Genomic DNA, 16,247 nt, shown 5'->3' on the forward strand with positions numbered 1-16,247 from the left:
GCGATGCAGCAAAAGAACCCTGCCATCCCGCTGGCGGCGGTCGAGAGCAAACAGCTCAAGGCCATCGGGCACGACCCAGCGCGCGAGGTGCTGGCGGTGCAGTTCGCCAATGGCGCCGCCGTCTACCACTACAGCGGCGTGACCAAGGAACTGCACCAGGCCCTCCTGGCCGCCGAGTCCAAGGGCACCTTCTTCGCCCGCCACATCCGGGGCCTGCAGTGCCAGAAGTTTGAGGCCGCACCCCAGGTGAAGCACCTGCCGCCTGACGACACCGAAGGCGGCGCCCTGTAGCCGCCCCACAGATCCCGCAACCGGCCCGCCTCGATGCGGGCCATTTTTTTTGGAGTAACCCATGAGTACCACTCTCAAATCCCCGACGCTGCAGGCCAAGCGCAAGCCGTTCACCGACTTCTTGAAACAGGTGGACTTCGGCAACCTGGAGCAGGAAGCCACCGACGCGCTGCAGGACATCGTGCACGCGGCCACGCAGACCGGCAAATCTGGCGAGCTGACCATCAAGCTCAAGCTGAAACCTGTCGGCACCACCGGCCAGGTGGAGCTGGAAGCCGAGGTGAAGGCCAAGGTTCCGCAGCCCACGCGCGGCAAGACCCTCATGTTCGCCACGCCGGACAACAACCTGCAGCGCGAGAACCCCCGGCAAACCACGCTGGATGGCCTGCGCACCGCAGATCAGGAAGCCGCCGCTCAAACCGAGCTGCGCACGGCGCCTGCGGCCGACGACAAGCAGCCCCTGCGCGCCGTCCACTGATCCCCCTTCCCTCAACCCTTTTCAACCCAGAGAAAGCCCATGAACCAAGAAGCAACCGAAACCCAGGCCCGCGACGCGCTGGCCGCGTGCAATCAGACCGGCTACCAGTTCGCTGGAACGCCCGGCTTCATCCTGCCCGAAGGCTATGCCTTCAAGGATCTGTCGCACCTGATGCCCGCGCCGACCCGCAAGAAGGGCACCACCACGCTGAACGACGCGGAGAGCTTCATCGCCGTGGTCAACGACCAGAAGGCAGAAGGCGGCACGCGCCTGTTCAGCACCATCAACCCGCCCACGTTCACCGCCGTTTTCAACCACATCGGTGATGAGCCTGGCTGGGGCGATCACAAGGCCAAATACAACGCACCGATCTCCATCGAGTGGGGCGCATGGGTCCAGATCGACAAGAAGAAGCTGGATCAGGTGGAAATGGCGCAGTTCCTGGAGTCCAACCTGGTGGACATCGTGCACATCCCCAAGGCCGACGCCACGCCAGAAAAACCGGCCGAAGTCGGCAGCCCTGACGGCGCCACCATGCTGGAAATCTGCCGCACGCTGCAGGCCAAGAAGGACGTGGAATTCAAGAGCGCGGTGCGCCTTGGCGATGGCTCCACGCAGTTCACCTACAACGAAGAGGTGCGCGGCAGTGCGGCGAACGGCAACCTGTCGATCCCCGAGCAATTCTCCATCGGTGTGCCCGTTTTCGAGAACGGCCAGAAGTACCGCGTGGACGTGCGTTTCCGCTACCGCATCGGCCAAGGTGGCGACCTCACGATGTGGCTGGAGCTGGTGCGCCCCCACAAGGTGATCGAGGACGCCGTGAAGCAGCTGCGCGAGCACATCGCTGAGAAGACCAGCTTGCCGATTCTCAACGGCACCCCCAACGCCTAACCCCCCCAAGCCCGCCCGCCTCGCGCGGGCAGGCCGGGCCATGAGCACAGGGCGCACGGCGCTCTGTCCTGATTGCCTGGAGAACCCCCTATGGAAAGACGACAACGAGACATCTTCGATATGGCCGAGCGAGCCCGCCTGTCGCCAGTGCGCTACGAGCGCCGCGACACCCGAGGCGTGCTGCTTTGCCAAGCGGAGAACAGCGTGCAGCGCGAGTTCAGCGTCAGCCTGGGCACGCGCGGCGACATTCGCGGCGACCAGAACGAACTGAGCCGCATGAAGCGCTTCGCCCGCGAGAACGCCGTGCTCACGGAGCCCGCCAATCCTGGAACCACCACCCCCAAGAAAGACTACCTAGCCATGCTCAAAGCCCCCGCCCCAACCGCCCCCGCGCTCGACCCAGTTGCCTTCTACCGCGCCTGCGAATGGCTCAAGGGCCAGAAGATCGTCACCTTCGCCAGCCTGGAAGCGTTGGCCCAAGACGCATCCGAGCACGTGGGCGCCACCGTCAGCGAGGCAGACATGAAGCTGGTGATGACCACTCTGAACGTGCAGGAGCCCGCGCTCTGGCACGAACCCAAAGACCCACAGGCCATCCTCGTGCGCGAGCTGTCCACGATCATGAAGAGGCTGGGCGAAACACCCTCCCCTGCGTTCGACCGATTGGCCGCGAGCCTGCTGCGGGCATGAGCCGCCCCGACCACTACGCCACGCTGGGCGTGGCCCGCGACGCGAGCACGGACGACATCAAGCGCGCATTCCGCCGTGCAGCGCGCCACGCGCACCCCGACCACGGTGGCAGCCACGAGCGCATGCAGGCCCTAAACCAAGCCAAGGACGTGCTGACCGACCCCGCCCGCCGTGCACGCTACGACGCTGGGGAGGACGGCCAGGCAACCACCGAAGAAGAAGGCGCCCGCGAGCTGATCCGCAAACTGTTCGCAGAGGCGGTGGACATCGACAAGGATGACCCCGTGGAAGGCGTGCGCGAAGCGCTGCAGGCCGGCCGTACCGGCGCCGCCGTCAAGACCACCATGGCGAAGCAGCACATCAGGCGCCTTGAGGCCCAGCGCGACCGCGTGAAGCCCAAGACCGAGCGCAACGTGTACCTGGACGTGATCGAGTCGCGCATCGCAGGTGAGCGCGCCCTGATCGCCGCCATGGAAGCCACGGAGCGCACGGCCAAGCTGGCGCTTGAAATCCTGGCCGCCGAGTACGAACGCGGGCCGGGCGTGGAGCGCTCGCACCGCATGTACCCCGACTACCCCCGTAGCAGCCTTGCCGATGCACTCGGGTACGGCTTCCTTGCCCGCTAACAGCAACAGCGAGGCTTTTGGATTTCACCCACCCCACAGAGCCCGCCACCCAGCGGGCTCGCTTGTTTCTGCACCCCAAGGAGGCCGTATGGCTGAGAAAACGATTACTGAGCAATGGGCCCTCGAAGAACTGGGCTTCTACCTTGATGAACGCGATGGCGTATGGGTTGTTTTTGATGACGGCGAAGAAGCAACGCCAGCCAACCTCACGGAGCGCGTTTTGTGGGATGCACTCAAGAAAGCCCGCGCATCCCTGTCACTGCCTGCTGCGGGACAAGAGCCGGCGCCGCCGCCGATGGATGGAGAGATTGCGTTGATCGAGAAGGCGCTGGAGCGCGCGGGCATTTCCAGCCTGTTAAACCATGGCGCCGCATCGTGCGTGTTCACAGAGGGTTGCTGTGGCGTCAGCCAAGATCAAATCCTTGCGTACACCCGCGAAATCGCATTGCACTGCGCGGTTGCACTGGGAGCCGCCCCACAGCCTGCAGTAGCAGCGGGGTGGCGAGATATTTCGACCTTCAGCGAGGACGAGGCGGACGAGCTGATTGCATGGAAGCCTGGAGTGGGCCGGGTCATCGTCACTTGGCTTCCTGACGGGCACCCCAACGCAGAAGAAGGAGAGGGCTGGCACGAGGTGTGGAGCCACAAGCGCGTGCGCGGGATCACCCATGGGTGCCTGCCGCCACTCCCCCCTGCTCCATCTACTGAGGGAGAGCGGAATGGGTGAAATCAAGGACAACGAGAAGGCCTACGACGAAGAAATCGCCCCGGCCCTGCTCGAGCTAGGCAAGCGCTGCGAGGAACTTGGGATGCCTTTTTTGGCTGTCGCTGAGTGGGCGCCTGGTCAGATCGGGCGCACCGAAGCATCACCGCCAGAAACGGGCCTCGCTTTCAGAATCATCCAGTACGCAGCCCGCGCGACCCCCAACTTCGACAGCTTGGCGATCAACCTGATCCGCTACTGCCGCACCAACAACATCGACACCAGCGCGAGCATGTTTCTGTCTCGCTTTTCCAAGGATTGAGCCATGACCACCCCCACCGGAGCGGCAGAACTGCCGGAAGCGCTGCTGCCGTGTCCGTTTTGCGGCGGCGAGGCAGACGTAGCCGAGCAAGCAGGCATTGCATGGATAACTTGTGCGCAATGTCTTGCAGAGGGGCCGATTGCCGAGCATGGTGACGCCGCTGCAAAGCTCTGGAACAGCCGCGCACAGCCTGCGGGAGCAGCCACACCGGCAGCGCCAGCACCTGGGGTGAAGGTATCGAAAGATCGCCTGCCTGCGTGGGGCGTGGAATCGCACATGGATGCATTGGCCGACACGCTGCACGTACCAGAACAGGGTCGCCGCGTCGATGTGCACCGTTCCGCACCCCAGCCCGCTGTGACAGCGGGGGCGGTGGATGCGCTGGATGCAGTGCGGTATCGGTGGCTGCGCAACGAATCTTGGGCAGGCTACCACTCGGGGAACGGCACGCCAAAGGTTTACACCATTGATGGCGCTGGCAATCGAAGAGTGCAACTTGCGGAAGATGCCATGGACGAGGCAATCGACGCCGCCCTGGCCGCCCAGCGCGCCACCCACCAAGGGGATCACAAATGACCGTGCCGCAAATCATTCAAGACATTGCGTCATGGTGGACCCTGCTGATGTGGGGCATCGGCGCGGCTTTGACCACGGCGTTGCTGCTGCTCGGCCTGCACTGGGCGGCATGGAAACTGGTACGCGAGTTGTACGGCTGGCCGACGATCTATCGTGCGCTGCGGGAGTACCGCCAAAACCATAACCCACAAGGTGAGGACCAAAAATGACCGACACCAAAACACCGAGCCCGAGCGATGCGGAAATCGTGGCGCTGCTGGGCGATCCGAAGTACAGCACGATTGGCGCTGTGCGCGAGGCCGTTGCCCGCTGGGGCCAACCGATGGCCGTGGCGGGCGGGGAGTTGGTGGCGTGCGGAAATTGTGGCGGCTCCGGCCGGATGGTGCGCGATCCTGACATCGGTACAGACCAAGAGTGCTTCGCGTGCGAGGGTAGCGGAAGCTATTCAGACGCCGCCCCACCCCCGCAAGCCGTGCGGGAGCCGCAACCCATGCCAGACCTCACTCAGCTCACAGAGCGCGGAGCCGAGGCGTGGGCTGGGATGGATGCCAAAGCGCTAAGAGGTGAGTGCACATTGCAGGACTTCGAGAGATCCCTGATTGCCCGTGCGGACGAACGAAAACCATTCACCCCGGCGCAGCAAGAGCGCCTGTACCGCAATCGCCCAGCCAACGTTGGCAAGAGTGCGTCGCTCGCTGAATGGCGCAGGACGGTCGAATTCGTTGAATCCGCCCACGGCATCGCCAAAGGAGGCCAGCATGGCTGAAACATGGGCACTGATCTGGGCTGCATCTGGCGTCTTGCCGTTGCTCCGGTGGAAATTCAGCGAGCAGGAGGTGACCTTGCTTGATGTTGTTCTTTGCGTCCTTGCTGGGTCGGTTTGCGGCCCACTCATTCCGCTGGGGCAAGGGCTGCATTCGATCAAGCTGAAAGGAGGCCAGCATGGCGTTGAGTGATGTGCAAATTGCGGAAATATGGTGCGCAATGCCTGTTTTGAGCAGTGAACCCCTAGAAGCAATAGCGTTCGCCCGCGCCATCGAGGCCGAAGTCCGCAAGCAGGACGAGGCCCTGATACGGCAGATGCTGGAGGCGCTGGAGTCGGCAGACTACAACCATGCCGGAGTCAGCGCGGCCATCACCGCCGCCCGCGCCCGCCTCGGTACAAACCCACCACCAGGGCCAAACGTACCGAAACACGAAGCCTGACAGGCACTTACCAACAACACTGCCCCGCTCATGCGGGGTTTTTTCATTCTGGAGCCTCACATGCGCAACTTGCCTTGGGCAATCGCTGCGTGGATTGCCACGCGCCCTGCAATCACAGATTTGATCATCCGCCGCGCGCAGCGCACGCCCTACTCCAACATCACGGGCCCTGACGGCAGCCTTTACATGGGCCGCTGGTGGGTGTTCAACCCGTACACACGCCTGCCAGGCGGTGAAACTGCACCAGCGCGATGGAAATGGCTGCCGAGCATCCGTGTGCACCACATCATGCGCCCGGATAACGATCGCCATCTGCATGACCACCCATGGAACGCTCGCACCATCGTGCTGCGTGGCTGGTACACAGAAGAACGCCCCTGGGCGAGCCTCTCTGAGTCCGATCTGGATGCGGCCGACGGCATGGCGATCGGAGACGAAACACGCGCCATCTTCCATCGGGTATCTGGCTACACAGGGCGCCTGATGTTTGGACAGTACCACCGCATCAGCTCCGTGAGCAGCGGCGGCGTCTGGACGTTGTTCCTCACATGGCGCAAGCGGGGCACCTGGGGCTTTGCCGTGGATGGGGAGAAGGTGCCATGGCGGCAGTACCTGAACGTGTCGGAGTAGGTCCGCCCGACTGGCACGCCGCAGACAAGGCCTACCAGCTCCACCACCTCAACTGCCCCACCTGCATCGCCGCTGGCATGGCCCCCGGAAAACGGGAGCGCTGCCCGGATGGCGCTGCTCTGTGGGCCACCTATCAACAGGCGGGAGATCCGCCGCACTTCACTTGGCTGCGGAAGCGGCCGACAGGGAGAAAAACATGAAGATGGCAAAGCCTTCATCCCGTGACATCGACGCAGGCGGCGAGCTGCTGGCCCTGCTGGACGCCATCGACGAGCGCTGGGGCGGTCCCTGGCCGATCCACGGCGCGCCGGAAGATCTGGCGAAGTTCCTCCACGACGAAGACGAGAGCTTCGACAGCGACAACCCGAAGCATCTCCAGGTGCTCTACAACCACCTGGCGAAGCTGCTGCGCACGGCGCCGAACTTCCACGGCCGCGTGCTCGGGGGCATGTGCTATGTCATCTGCTGGGACAAGAACCAGATTCTCGACCCAGCGCTTGACCACCTTGAGCTTCACCCCGACATCCTCGCGGGCCTGCGCCTGCTGGCCACGCAGCGAGCCGACTTCCTGCCCATGCTGGAGCGCGAGGCACGCGCGGCCGTGGCTCAAACCATCGAGGCCGCCGCAGCACGCCACCTGAGCGAGATGCAGCGGTCATGAAAACCATCCACATCAGCTACGGCGGCCCAGACCGCAGGATCAAGGACGCCACGGGCAAGGTGTGGCGCTTTGAAATGCACCCGCAGAACAGGCCAGCCGTACAGGACGGCAGGGGCGAGCTGGCCGGCCAGCAGCCCGGGCCACGCGCGCCGTTCTGGACAGCCGTGACCCTGTGGGCACAGCAAGGCGCCGTCATCGGGCCCGATGGCCTGTGCACCTGGAAGCCCGAACCTGAGCCAAAGCTCGTCCACCTGGGCGGGCGTAACTATGCAATCGCCGGGTCCAGCCTGGCCGAGAAGCACGGGAGAAACACACCATGACCACCGACAAGGAAATTTTCACCACCGAAGAAGCCGCCCAGATGATGGGCTGCGCCCCATCCACCATCGAGGAACACGCTCGCGCCCGCGTGCTGCCCGGCATCCGCATGGGCCACGAATGGCGCTTTCCACGGGAGGCGTTCATGAAAGCCATCAACACCCTGGCCGTGACCGGGGAGCTGCAGCGCGAGTCACCCAAGCGGAAGGCCCAGGCGGTGGCCACTGACAAGGGTGCAGCCAAGAAAAGCCGCCGCACCCCAATCCCTGTGCTTCCTACACTGCATTCAGTCGGCTAGAGAGGTCTTCTCCACGGAGCGACGCATAGCGCAGCACCATGCTGTAGTCGCTCCACCCCATGATCTTGCAAATCTCAACATCGGAGAAAACCCACCGACCATCCTTACCCCGCAGCTCAAACCAGCGGCAGCACGCCTCGTGCCGCAGGTCGTGCTCCTTCATGTCCGGGACCGCCGCATGACGGAACAGGCTACGAAAGCGCGATGTGAGCTGGTTGGTGGTGCGCTTCATGTCTTCCTTGTCGCCGTTCCAGTAGCTGAACACCAGGCCCGCGCGCCCAGCGCACCAGGCGCGCAGCTCGGCGGCGATGCCAGTTTTCAGGGGCACCGTGCGCGGCTTGGCTGCCCCACGGTGGCCCTTGGAACCCTCCACATTGATGAAGCCCCGGGCCCAGTCGATCTGTGACACCCGCAGGGTGTACGCCTCTTTCATCCGCAGGCCGGTATCGAGCACCAGCCGCAAGAACATTTTTGCCTCGGGGTCGGGCGCCAGGGCGCGGAGCTTGCCCGGCAGCTTCACCCCGTCGAGCGCCTGCACCACAAGAACTTCTTCCTCTGGCGACAGCCTGCGCTCGCGCGTGATGTCCTTCTTGGCGGCCAGGCCAGCCCGCGCGGCTTCGGCAGTGTCGCGGTCGGAATAAACGCTGTAGCCCCTGGGGAGCTGGCGTAGCGGGTTGGGCGGTATCGACTCGCCAGCGGGCACCGTGCGCCGCCAATGCCAATCCATCACCCGGGCCAGCGCGCCCACCCTCTTGCGGATAGACCCCGGGGCCAGGTTCCCCACCTTGCGCCCGAAGGCCCCGCGCACATCACCTCTCCCCGTTTTCAGCTGCCGGACATAGCCCTCAACCCACTGATAGGTCACATCCGCAACAGTCACGCCGCTCAGGTCATCCCGCTGCATGACGGCGAGCAACGCCGCCTCATTCGGTGCAACGTGCGCATGGTTCAGATAGCCCTGCACCAGCGCTGACAGGAATTGCGAATCGTGGGTAGCCTTCGCTTGCTGCCGCTTCGCCTCGGCCGCATTCATGAGCACCTGCGGCACCACGCCCTGCTTGAGAAGGCCGTCCACCTGGGCCTTGAAGGCCTCGGCTTCTGCCAAAGTGTCGAAGGTGTAGAACAGCGGTTTGGGCAAAACCTTGTTCTTGATTCGAAGCTGGAATTTGTCCCCTCGGGGCTGAATGCTGGCCATGGGGCGTGATGGTAGCGGGTAGCGCCGGGTAGCGCGCTACCTTTTTCGGGTAGCACAGCACTGATTTCCAGCCCCAAATGAGCCAGGAACAAAAAAGCCCACTATGAAATTCATAGCGGGCTTTCTATATCTAGCGCGGCATTGGGTGGTAGGACGTACTGGATTCGAACCAGTGACCAACGGATTAAAAGTCCGCTGCTCTACCAACTGAGCTAACGTCCCAACCGATTGCATCAATCCAAGCTGATCAGACTGCTGCAAAGCCTTGGATTATAGCGTCTTTTTTAACCCAACTTGGGAGTCGTCGCAAGTTTGTCGAGCACCCACCCTGCGGCACACTGGCCAAAGGTGGCCGTGACTGCCACCACGGAGCCATAGCCGTGGCAATTCAGCGTGCCATCACCTTCGATATTGCAGGACGCATCCGGAGGCGCCACGGCTTCGCGGCTGAAAACGCAGGTCACGCCGATCTTCCTGCCTTCACGCGGTGCACGGTGGTGCTTGCGCATCTGGTAGCGCAGCTGGGCCAGCAAAGGGTCGTGGGTGGTCTGAGCCAGATCGTCTACATCGACCTTGTGCGCATGGCGCTTGCCCCCGGCTGCCCCGACGGCGATGTGAATCACCCGGGCAGATAGCGCCCATGCAGCAATGGCCACTTTGGCTCGCACCTGATCGCACGCGTCAATCACCGCATCCACAGGCGCTGTCAACAATCCAGGCCAATTGGCGGGCTCAACGAACTCTTCAATGCAATGGACGGTGCAATCCGGGTGGATCTGGGCAATACGGTCGCGCATCGCCAGCACCTTGGCCTGCCCCACCGTGTCTGTGAGTGCATGAATCTGGCGGTTGATATTGGACTCGGCCACATGGTCCAGATCGACCAGGGTGATCTGCGCCACACCGCTGCGCGCCAGCGCCTCCGCAGCCCACGAGCCCACGCCCCCAATACCAATGACGGCAACATGGGCCCGGCGAATCTGGGCCGCACCTTGCACGCCATAGAGCCGCGCCAGTCCGCCAAACCGGCGCTCCAGCACAGCCCCCAACTCCTCCGGCGCAGACGCACCGGGCGACATCACTTCGCCCGGCATTACTTCAAGCGGGACAGCCGCTCTTTGGCCGCCACAGCGGCCTCAGATTGAGGGTAGGCGCGGACCAGGTCTTCCAGCGTCTTGCGCGCAGTGCGCGTGTCCTTGAGTTCAATCTGGCAGTTGGCAATCGACAAGGCAGCTTCGGGCGCCCGGGCATGCCCAGGTGCATCGCTAAGCATCTGCTTGAAGTTGGCAATGGCCTCCTTGTACTCGCGGGTGGCGTACTGGGCATTGCCCAGCCAGAAGCGCGCCGACGGCACAAAACCGCTGCGCGGATACTGCCGCACAAACCCGGCAAACGCCGTGCTGGCTTCAGGGAATTTGCCAGATCGGAAGACCGCCAGAGCAGCCTCGAAATCCCGCTTCTCGGCAGGGTCGGCCTGGAACTCCTTGCCGTCCACCGCCACCTTGACAGGCTCGAACTGCCGAAGCCGCTCATCCACCCCTTGAGCAATGTCCTTCTGGCGCCGCTGGAGATCTCCCACGTCGCGCAGCAACTGTTCGTTCTGCCCGTTGAGCTTGGCTTGCTCGGCCCGCAAGGTTTCTATCTGCGTTTGCAGGTCCAGAAGACTGCGGCGCAACTGGGCGTTTTCCTCACCCAGCTTGCGCAACTCTTCGGCCGAGCGCTGATTGGACGTCTGCAATCCATCCACGCGTTGGCGCATTTCCAAGATGGCGCGACGCGCCTCGCCGTCTTCAAAGATGGCGGCCTGGGCCGAGGGCAGCAAGGTCACCGCCAATGCGGCCACCGCCAGTAGCCGAAGAGGGAACACCACAGCAGTGACCCGCATCAACGGTAGGACAGTTCAGCACGGCGATTCTTCGCGTGCGCATCTTCCGTACCACCTTGGGCAGCTGGCTTTTCCTTGCCAAAGCTCACGGCTTCCACCTGGCTGTCCGGCACGCCCAGCAGCCCCAGCGAACGGCGGACGGCTTCTGCACGTTTCTGGCCGAGCGCCAGGTTGTACTCGCGGCCGCCACGGTCGTCGGTATGACCTTCGATCATGACCTTGCGGCTGGGGGTTGCCTTGATGAAGCGGGAATGCGCCTCGATCGCGGACTGGAATTCGGGCTTGATGACATAGCTGTCGTAGTCGAAGTAGACAACGCGCGCCACGCCCACGGGGCCTGCACCATCACGCCCCGATTGCCCCAGGTCCACACCAGCGACGCCACTCTGCGAGGTATTGCCAGAATTGGCGCCGCTATTGGCGCCACCCATGGTGGAGGTGGCATTCTTGTCTTCGACGGGCACATCGTCCAGCTTCACGCCGGAACTGCAGCCAGCCACCAGTGCAACAACGGTAAGGGCAAGGGTAAAACGTTTGATCATCCAAATTTCTCCTGAAGGCTTGATAACTGAAAATATCGATAAGTTCATTGCTTTTGAAACGGACCCCAGTCCGGTTCGCGAAGATCACCCGCCTGCCCCGCAAGGCGGGCCTTGATCTTGCCGTCGAGCGTGGTGGTCATCAGTGCTTCACGGCCCTGCTGCTGGGTCGCGTACACGATGAGCCTGCTGTTGGGCGCAAAGCTGGGATTTTCATCTGCCATGGTGTCGGTCACAGCGTTGACGGTGCCTGTGGACAGGTCCATCACATGCAGCTTGAAAGCGCCCCCCACGCGAGAGACGTAGGCCAGCCAGCGCCCGTCAGGGCTCACTGTGGGCGAGATGTTGTAGGTGCCCGTGAAGGTGACGCGCTCTGCATTGCCGCCCGACACACCCACCTTGTAGATCTGCGGTGCGCCGCCACGGTCGCTCACGAAATAAATGCTGCGGCCGTCACCCGAGAACACGGGCTCGGTGTCGATGCCAGAACTTTGCATCAGTCGGCGCGGCTCGCCGCCGTTGGCGTCGATGGTGTAGAGCTGCGAGCCCCCGTCACGGCTCAACGTGACGGCCAGCGACCGCCCATCGGGCGCCCAGGCAGGCGCGCTGTTGGAGCCACGGAAGTTGGCAATCAGGCGGCGGCGGCCCGACGCCACATCGTGCACATACACCACCGGCTTGCGGGACTCGAAGGACACATAGGCCAGTTGGCCACCGTTGGGCGACCATGCCGGCGAAATGATGGGCTCGGGGCTCGACAGTGCCGACTGGGCGTTTTCGCCATCGGCGTCCGCCACCCAGAGGCTGTAGCGGGGGCCGGTCTTGGTCACATAGGCAATGCGCGTCGAAAAAACGCCGCGTTCGCCCGTGAGCTTTTCGTAGATGAAATCGGCAATGCGGTGTGCCACAAGGCGCAGGTCGCCTTGCGTGACCACAAAGCTTTGTCCCCCCAAGTCCTGCCCCTTGACCACATCCCACAGGCGAAAGCGCACATCAAAGCGCCCATCCGCCAGGCGTGTCACGCTGCCGGTGGCCAGGGAATCTGCACTTTTTTGCCGCCACAGCGCCACATCAGGGCGGGCAGTCTCGTCCAGAGCCGCACCCGCTGCATCGATGGCGCGAAACTGCCCACTGCGTTCCAAGTCGGCCTGGATGATGGCCGCGATCTTCTGAGGGGCCTGCGCCTCGCCTCGGAAGGGTGCAATGGCTATCGGCAACTGGGTGAGGCCCACACCTGTCACCTCGACGCGAAACTGCGCCAGGGCTGGAAGGGAGGGTGTTGCGATGAGCGCGGCCAACAACTGGCGGCGCGAAGGAAGCGGCGAGGCCGCAAAGGAAAGATGTTTGGAGATTCGATCTGTGGTCATTGGCATCCAGCAGTGGACGAACAAATGCCGAAGGGCAACCCCGAATGGTACACACAGCGATAAACCCCCTGTGACAAACTGTGCGTACATATGGAATTCACATGCCGCGCACTTCGTCGTGCCGGGCCCATACCCAGGGCGCAGGCCCGCCCCAGGGAGCACAACCTTAGAATCCGGGCCACATGCATGCCACCGACACAGGCTCCGCGCCTGCCAACGCCACCTCCTCGCCGCCGCCCAGCCTGACCACGCGCCTGAAGCGGCTATCCGTCTACTTCGGCGGCCAACGGCTGGCCTGGGGCCTGGCGATTGCCGCCACCCTCGTGGGGGCAGTGACCGAACCCCTGATTCCCGCCCTGCTGCAGCCTCTGCTGGACCAAGGCTTCACCCAAGGCAGCCTGGAGCTGTGGATGGTGCCGCTGGCCATTCTGGGGATTTTCTTTGTGCGCGGGCTCGCCCAGTTCGTGGGCCAGTACGCCCTCGCGCGCATTGCCAACGAAGGCATGCTCTCCCTGCGCACCTCTTTGTTCGAGCGGGTGCTGGCCGCAGAAATGGGCTTGTTCAGCCGCCAGTCGGCCAGTGCGCTGTCCAACACCGTCGTCTATGAAGTCCAGACCGGCTCCACATTGCTCGTGCAGGCGCTGATGGGGATTTCTCGCGACGGATTCACGCTGGTCGCGTTGCTGTTTTACCTGCTTTACCTGAACTGGCAGCTGACCCTGATCGTGGCCGTGGTGGTTCCCGGTGTAGCCTGGATCATGAAAACGCTGTCCAAGCGGCTGTACCACCTCACCAAAAGCAGCCAGCAGGCCACGGACGAACTGGCGTACGTGGTAGAGGAAAACGTGCTGGCCCATCGCATGGTCCGGCTGCACGGCGCACAAGAAGGGCAGGCCCGGCGCTTTGAAGGCCTCAGCCACAGCCTGCGGCGGCTGGCCATCAAATCCACGATCGCCTCTGCAGCCATGACGCCGCTAACCCAATTGCTGGCTGCCGCAGCGCTGTCCGTAGTGATCTGCATTGCGCTGTGGCAAAGCCGCGGCGCGGTGGATGCCAAGGGCGTCACTGTTGGTGGTTTTGCCGCTTTCATCACGGCCATGCTCATGCTCATCGCCCCCATCCGCCGCCTGGCCGATGTCGCCAGCCCCATCACACGCGGTGTGGCAGCCCTGGAGCGTGGCCTGGCCTTGCTGGGCGACACCGGTGCCGAAAGTGGCGGCCAGTACCGCACCGACCGGGTCCGGGGCGAGCTGGTGCTGGAGCGGGTCACGGTGTCCTTCGGGCCAGACCACGCCCCCGCCCTGGACCAGATCAGCCTGACCGTGGCTCCTGGAGAGATCGTGGCACTCGTCGGCCCGTCCGGTGCGGGCAAGACCACGCTCGTCAACCTTCTGCCGCGTTTTATTGCGCCAATGGATGGCAGCATTCTCGTGGATGGTCACCCCGTCCAGGAGTGGGATCTAGGGTCGCTGCGCTCGCAGTTTGCGATGGTGAGCCAGGACGTGGTCATGTTCAACGACACCATTGCCGCCAATGTGGCACTGGGAAGCACGGTGGACGAGCAACGGGTGCGCGACTGCCTGGAGGCGGCGAATCTGGCCGCGCATGTCGCCGGACTGCCGCAGGGCATCCACACCATCGTGGGCCACAACGCCACACAGTTGTCAGGCGGGCAGCGCCAGCGGCTGGCCATTGCGCGGGCCTTGTACAAGGATGCGCCCATCCTGATCCTGGACGAAGCCACATCGGCCTTGGACACCGAATCCGAACGGCTGGTGCAGGACGCCCTGCAGCGCCTGATGCAAGGCCGTACCACGCTGGTCATTGCGCACCGCCTGTCCACCATCGAACACGCCGACCGCGTGATCGTCATGGAACGCGGCCGCATTGCCGAACAAGGCACACACAGCGCGCTGATGGCACAAGGCGGGCTGTATGCGCGCCTGCAGGCACGCCCCGCCGCCGACAGCGCAACCGCAACGAACTGACTGCCGGCAGCGTCTAGCCGCCTTTCGCTACCACTTGCCCCGGTTGGGCTGGCGCCGCCGGATAGCTGCGGCAATTTTTTCTGCCGACTCCGTGCGGCTCACGCGCAGGGCAAAGTCCGTCGCCGTCAAACCCAGCTGGTTCTTGAGCGTGGGGTCGGCCCCCTCCTCCAGCAACAACTGCACCGCCTCGATGGATCCATAGTGCGCAGCCATCATCAGGGGCGTGGTGCCGTTGGGCGAAGCGGCATCGATGTAGGCGTGGTTCTCCAGCAGCAGCGCAATGATCAGCGCGTGCTGCGGCGACCCCGCCGATGCGGCGTAATGCAACGGCGCCCAGCCTGTCTTGTTCACATCGGCCTCGCGCGCGATCAGCGCCTTCACCGCTTCCACATTGCCCTTGATCGCAGCAATCATGAGCGGGCTTTCATCCTGGGCATTGCGGGCTTCCACATTTACCCGACGGGATGCGAGCAGCGCGGCAAAGGCCTTGTTCGCGCCGTTCTGCAAGGCAATCGTGAGCCCCACCTGCCCCTTGGGATCGCGCGTGTTCGGGTCAAAACCCCGGCGCAGCAGCGCAGTGATCGCATCGCCATCATCGCGCAGGATGGCCACAAAAAAGTCTTCATAGGCACCGGCCCAGGCATGGGCAGACACCAGGCCCAGCGCCACAGCGGCCAGGGCGGAACGTCGTTGCAGGCTCATGCCATCACCCCCGGGAACAAGCGGTCGAAATTGCGGCTGGTGGCCTCAGCCACCACCTCCAGCCCCAGGCCCTTGGTTTCTGCCACCTGCCGGGCCACATGGGGCACATATGACGGGTTGTTGGTCTTGCCACGGTAGGGCACCGGGGCCAGATAGGGGCTGTCGGTTTCGACGAGCATGCGGTCCAGCGGCACAAAGGCCACCACGTCGCGCAGCTCCTGCGCGCTCTTGAACGTGACGATGCCCGAGAACGAGATGTAGTAGCCCCGATCCAGCGCGGCGCGTGCCACCTGCATCGATTCGGTAAAGCAGTGGAACACGCCGCCTGCCAGGTTGCCCGCACCGTCCTCACCCTCTTCCCGCAGGATGGCCAGCGTGTCGTCGGAGGCACTGCGCGTGTGGATGATGAGCGGCTTGCCACAGGCCCGCGCCGCTCGGATGTGGGTACGGAAACGGTCGCGCTGCCACTCCAGGTCGGCAATGCTGCGCCCGCCCTTGCGGTCTTCCATGCCGTAGTAGTCAAGGCCCGTCTCGCCAATCGCCACCACGCGGGGCAGGGCCGCGCGGTCCAGCAGGTCCTGCACGCTGGGCTCCGTCACGCCCTCGTTGTCGGGATGCACGCCCACCGTGCTCCAGAAGTTGTCATGGGCCAGGGCCAGGGCATGCACGCCCTCGAACTCTTCCATGGTGGTGCAGATGCACAGGGCCCGGGTGACCTGCGCCTCGGCCATGGCCTGGCGGATGGCGGGCAACTGGCTGACCAGTTCCGGAAAGTTGAGGTGGCAGTGCGAATCGGTGAACATGGGATAACAAAACAACGCGACTTGCGCAAAACGCGCTTCAGCAAGGTGGTTTCCTTATAGAAAACCGGCGGTGCATGC

24 protein-coding genes and 1 tRNA gene are annotated in these 16,247 nt (G+C 63.7%); 17 read left to right on the top strand and 8 right to left on the bottom strand.

The window, feature by feature from the left end; genetic code table 11:
* Nucleotides 1–3: 3 nt before the first annotated feature.
* The 16 genes from AvAM_RS16065 to AvAM_RS16135 all read left to right on the top strand — a co-directional run bounded on the left by AvAM_RS16065 (nt 4) and on the right by AvAM_RS16135 (nt 7,690).
* Nucleotides 4–291: a KTSC domain-containing protein gene (locus AvAM_RS16065; protein WP_137747980.1), complete on the top strand. Its 288-nt coding sequence runs from the start codon at nt 4–6 to the stop codon at nt 289–291.
* 61 nt (nt 292–352) lie between these two features.
* Nucleotides 353–769: a hypothetical protein gene (locus AvAM_RS16070; protein WP_137747981.1), complete on the top strand. Its 417-nt coding sequence runs from the start codon at nt 353–355 to the stop codon at nt 767–769.
* A gap of 39 nt (nt 770–808) precedes the next feature.
* Complete coding sequence (locus tag AvAM_RS16075) at nt 809–1,660, top strand: DUF2303 family protein (RefSeq protein ID WP_137747982.1); 852 nt, start codon at nt 809–811, stop codon at nt 1,658–1,660.
* A 90-nt stretch (nt 1,661–1,750) separates the two neighbouring features.
* Nucleotides 1,751–2,350: a hypothetical protein gene (locus tag AvAM_RS25720; protein WP_171012263.1), complete on the top strand. Its 600-nt coding sequence runs from the start codon at nt 1,751–1,753 to the stop codon at nt 2,348–2,350.
* Complete coding sequence (locus AvAM_RS16080) at nt 2,347–2,976, top strand: DnaJ domain-containing protein (RefSeq protein WP_171012265.1); 630 nt, start codon at nt 2,347–2,349, stop codon at nt 2,974–2,976. The genes AvAM_RS25720 and AvAM_RS16080 overlap by 4 nt, the downstream gene beginning before the upstream one ends.
* Before the next feature lie 88 nt (nt 2,977–3,064).
* The gene (locus AvAM_RS16085; protein WP_137747984.1) at nt 3,065–3,703 is read left to right on the top strand and encodes a hypothetical protein; all 639 of its coding nucleotides are present in this window, start codon (nt 3,065–3,067) and stop codon (nt 3,701–3,703) included.
* Complete coding sequence (locus AvAM_RS16090) at nt 3,696–4,001, top strand: hypothetical protein (RefSeq protein WP_137747985.1); 306 nt, start codon at nt 3,696–3,698, stop codon at nt 3,999–4,001. Before AvAM_RS16085 ends, AvAM_RS16090 begins: the two co-directional genes overlap by 8 nt.
* 3 nt (nt 4,002–4,004) lie before the next feature.
* A complete protein-coding gene (locus tag AvAM_RS16095) occupies nt 4,005–4,577 on the top strand; it encodes a Lar family restriction alleviation protein (protein WP_137747986.1) in 573 nt (190 codons plus the stop codon).
* The gene (locus AvAM_RS16100) at nt 4,574–4,786 is read left to right on the top strand and encodes a hypothetical protein (RefSeq protein WP_137747987.1); all 213 of its coding nucleotides are present in this window, start codon (nt 4,574–4,576) and stop codon (nt 4,784–4,786) included. The genes AvAM_RS16095 and AvAM_RS16100 overlap by 4 nt, the downstream gene beginning before the upstream one ends.
* The gene (locus AvAM_RS16105; RefSeq protein ID WP_137747988.1) at nt 4,783–5,343 is read left to right on the top strand and encodes a hypothetical protein; all 561 of its coding nucleotides are present in this window, start codon (nt 4,783–4,785) and stop codon (nt 5,341–5,343) included. The genes AvAM_RS16100 and AvAM_RS16105 overlap by 4 nt, the downstream gene beginning before the upstream one ends.
* Nucleotides 5,336–5,533, top strand: a complete 198-nt coding sequence (locus AvAM_RS16110; RefSeq protein WP_137747989.1) for a hypothetical protein — start codon at nt 5,336–5,338, stop codon at nt 5,531–5,533. Before AvAM_RS16105 ends, AvAM_RS16110 begins: the two co-directional genes overlap by 8 nt.
* Nucleotides 5,520–5,783, top strand: coding sequence for a hypothetical protein (locus AvAM_RS16115; protein ID WP_137747990.1), 264 nt, complete (start codon nt 5,520–5,522; stop codon nt 5,781–5,783). The genes AvAM_RS16110 and AvAM_RS16115 overlap by 14 nt, the downstream gene beginning before the upstream one ends.
* 60 nt (nt 5,784–5,843) lie before the next feature.
* The gene (locus AvAM_RS16120; RefSeq protein WP_137747991.1) at nt 5,844–6,413 is read left to right on the top strand and encodes a hypothetical protein; all 570 of its coding nucleotides are present in this window, start codon (nt 5,844–5,846) and stop codon (nt 6,411–6,413) included.
* Between the two features lie 196 nt (nt 6,414–6,609).
* A complete protein-coding gene (locus AvAM_RS16125; RefSeq protein ID WP_137747992.1) occupies nt 6,610–7,074 on the top strand; it encodes a hypothetical protein in 465 nt (154 codons plus the stop codon).
* Nucleotides 7,071–7,394 (top strand): hypothetical protein, encoded by a 324-nt coding sequence (locus tag AvAM_RS16130; protein ID WP_137747993.1) that lies wholly within the window; start codon nt 7,071–7,073, stop codon nt 7,392–7,394. Before AvAM_RS16125 ends, AvAM_RS16130 begins: the two co-directional genes overlap by 4 nt.
* The gene (locus tag AvAM_RS16135; RefSeq protein ID WP_137747994.1) at nt 7,391–7,690 is read left to right on the top strand and encodes a helix-turn-helix domain-containing protein; all 300 of its coding nucleotides are present in this window, start codon (nt 7,391–7,393) and stop codon (nt 7,688–7,690) included. Before AvAM_RS16130 ends, AvAM_RS16135 begins: the two co-directional genes overlap by 4 nt.
* Here AvAM_RS16135 and AvAM_RS16140 read toward each other — a convergent pair.
* The 6 genes from AvAM_RS16140 to tolB all read right to left on the bottom strand — a co-directional run bounded on the left by AvAM_RS16140 (nt 7,668) and on the right by tolB (nt 12,676).
* Nucleotides 7,668–8,885, bottom strand: a complete 1,218-nt coding sequence (locus AvAM_RS16140; RefSeq protein ID WP_137747995.1) for a site-specific integrase — start codon at nt 8,883–8,885, stop codon at nt 7,668–7,670. The two genes, AvAM_RS16135 and AvAM_RS16140, sit on opposite strands and share 23 nt — an antisense overlap.
* Nucleotides 8,886–9,031: 146 nt before the next feature.
* A tRNA-Lys gene (locus AvAM_RS16145) sits at nt 9,032–9,107 on the bottom strand.
* 62 nt (nt 9,108–9,169) lie between these two features.
* A complete protein-coding gene (locus AvAM_RS16150; protein ID WP_171012267.1) occupies nt 9,170–9,979 on the bottom strand; it encodes a ThiF family adenylyltransferase in 810 nt (269 codons plus the stop codon).
* Entirely contained in the window at nt 9,979–10,770 is a 792-nt protein-coding gene (gene ybgF / locus AvAM_RS16155) for a tol-pal system protein YbgF (RefSeq protein ID WP_137747996.1), read from the bottom strand. Before ybgF ends, AvAM_RS16150 begins: the two co-directional genes overlap by 1 nt.
* On the bottom strand, nt 10,770–11,312 hold the full coding sequence (gene pal / locus AvAM_RS16160; RefSeq protein ID WP_137747997.1) for a peptidoglycan-associated lipoprotein Pal: 543 nt from the start codon (nt 11,310–11,312) through the stop codon (nt 10,770–10,772). Before pal ends, ybgF begins: the two co-directional genes overlap by 1 nt.
* Nucleotides 11,313–11,356: 44 nt before the next feature.
* The gene (tolB, locus tag AvAM_RS16165) at nt 11,357–12,676 is read right to left on the bottom strand and encodes a Tol-Pal system beta propeller repeat protein TolB (RefSeq protein ID WP_137747998.1); all 1,320 of its coding nucleotides are present in this window, start codon (nt 12,674–12,676) and stop codon (nt 11,357–11,359) included.
* A gap of 182 nt (nt 12,677–12,858) precedes the next feature.
* Between tolB and msbA the strand changes: the two genes are divergently transcribed.
* A complete protein-coding gene (msbA, locus tag AvAM_RS16170; protein WP_137747999.1) occupies nt 12,859–14,664 on the top strand; it encodes a lipid A export permease/ATP-binding protein MsbA in 1,806 nt (601 codons plus the stop codon).
* Between the two features lie 27 nt (nt 14,665–14,691).
* Here msbA and AvAM_RS16175 read toward each other — a convergent pair whose 3' ends face one another.
* On the bottom strand, nt 14,692–15,366 hold the full coding sequence (locus AvAM_RS16175) for an ankyrin repeat domain-containing protein (protein ID WP_137748000.1): 675 nt from the start codon (nt 15,364–15,366) through the stop codon (nt 14,692–14,694).
* A complete protein-coding gene (locus AvAM_RS16180) occupies nt 15,363–16,169 on the bottom strand; it encodes a TatD family hydrolase (protein WP_137748001.1) in 807 nt (268 codons plus the stop codon). The genes AvAM_RS16175 and AvAM_RS16180 overlap by 4 nt, the downstream gene beginning before the upstream one ends.
* Between the last annotated feature and the right edge of the window lie 78 nt (nt 16,170–16,247).

Source organism: Acidovorax sp. NB1, assembly GCF_005405905.1.
Classification (GTDB): Bacteria; Pseudomonadota; Gammaproteobacteria; order Burkholderiales; family Burkholderiaceae_C; genus Acidovorax.

Coding starts and splice junctions, on each gene's coding strand:
- tolB (WP_137747998.1), bottom strand. CDS start 12,676: ATGACCACAGATCGAATCTCCAAACATCTTTCCTTTGCGGCCTCGCCG.
- AvAM_RS16100 (WP_137747987.1), top strand. CDS start 4,574: ATGACCGTGCCGCAAATCATTCAAGACATTGCGTCATGGTGGACCCTG.
- AvAM_RS16115 (WP_137747990.1), top strand. CDS start 5,520: ATGGCGTTGAGTGATGTGCAAATTGCGGAAATATGGTGCGCAATGCCT.
- AvAM_RS16080 (WP_171012265.1), top strand. CDS start 2,347: ATGAGCCGCCCCGACCACTACGCCACGCTGGGCGTGGCCCGCGACGCG.
- AvAM_RS16125 (WP_137747992.1), top strand. CDS start 6,610: ATGAAGATGGCAAAGCCTTCATCCCGTGACATCGACGCAGGCGGCGAG.
- AvAM_RS16075 (WP_137747982.1), top strand. CDS start 809: ATGAACCAAGAAGCAACCGAAACCCAGGCCCGCGACGCGCTGGCCGCG.
- AvAM_RS16105 (WP_137747988.1), top strand. CDS start 4,783: ATGACCGACACCAAAACACCGAGCCCGAGCGATGCGGAAATCGTGGCG.
- AvAM_RS16095 (WP_137747986.1), top strand. CDS start 4,005: ATGACCACCCCCACCGGAGCGGCAGAACTGCCGGAAGCGCTGCTGCCG.
- AvAM_RS16110 (WP_137747989.1), top strand. CDS start 5,336: ATGGCTGAAACATGGGCACTGATCTGGGCTGCATCTGGCGTCTTGCCG.
- AvAM_RS16085 (WP_137747984.1), top strand. CDS start 3,065: ATGGCTGAGAAAACGATTACTGAGCAATGGGCCCTCGAAGAACTGGGC.
- AvAM_RS16130 (WP_137747993.1), top strand. CDS start 7,071: ATGAAAACCATCCACATCAGCTACGGCGGCCCAGACCGCAGGATCAAG.
- pal (WP_137747997.1), bottom strand. CDS start 11,312: ATGATCAAACGTTTTACCCTTGCCCTTACCGTTGTTGCACTGGTGGCT.
- AvAM_RS16135 (WP_137747994.1), top strand. CDS start 7,391: ATGACCACCGACAAGGAAATTTTCACCACCGAAGAAGCCGCCCAGATG.
- AvAM_RS16180 (WP_137748001.1), bottom strand. CDS start 16,169: ATGTTCACCGATTCGCACTGCCACCTCAACTTTCCGGAACTGGTCAGC.
- AvAM_RS16120 (WP_137747991.1), top strand. CDS start 5,844: ATGCGCAACTTGCCTTGGGCAATCGCTGCGTGGATTGCCACGCGCCCT.
- AvAM_RS16175 (WP_137748000.1), bottom strand. CDS start 15,366: ATGAGCCTGCAACGACGTTCCGCCCTGGCCGCTGTGGCGCTGGGCCTG.
- msbA (WP_137747999.1), top strand. CDS start 12,859: ATGCATGCCACCGACACAGGCTCCGCGCCTGCCAACGCCACCTCCTCG.
- AvAM_RS16090 (WP_137747985.1), top strand. CDS start 3,696: ATGGGTGAAATCAAGGACAACGAGAAGGCCTACGACGAAGAAATCGCC.
- AvAM_RS16070 (WP_137747981.1), top strand. CDS start 353: ATGAGTACCACTCTCAAATCCCCGACGCTGCAGGCCAAGCGCAAGCCG.
- AvAM_RS16065 (WP_137747980.1), top strand. CDS start 4: ATGCAGCAAAAGAACCCTGCCATCCCGCTGGCGGCGGTCGAGAGCAAA.
- AvAM_RS25720 (WP_171012263.1), top strand. CDS start 1,751: ATGGAAAGACGACAACGAGACATCTTCGATATGGCCGAGCGAGCCCGC.
- ybgF (WP_137747996.1), bottom strand. CDS start 10,770: ATGCGGGTCACTGCTGTGGTGTTCCCTCTTCGGCTACTGGCGGTGGCC.
- AvAM_RS16140 (WP_137747995.1), bottom strand. CDS start 8,885: ATGGCCAGCATTCAGCCCCGAGGGGACAAATTCCAGCTTCGAATCAAG.
- AvAM_RS16150 (WP_171012267.1), bottom strand. CDS start 9,979: ATGCCGGGCGAAGTGATGTCGCCCGGTGCGTCTGCGCCGGAGGAGTTG.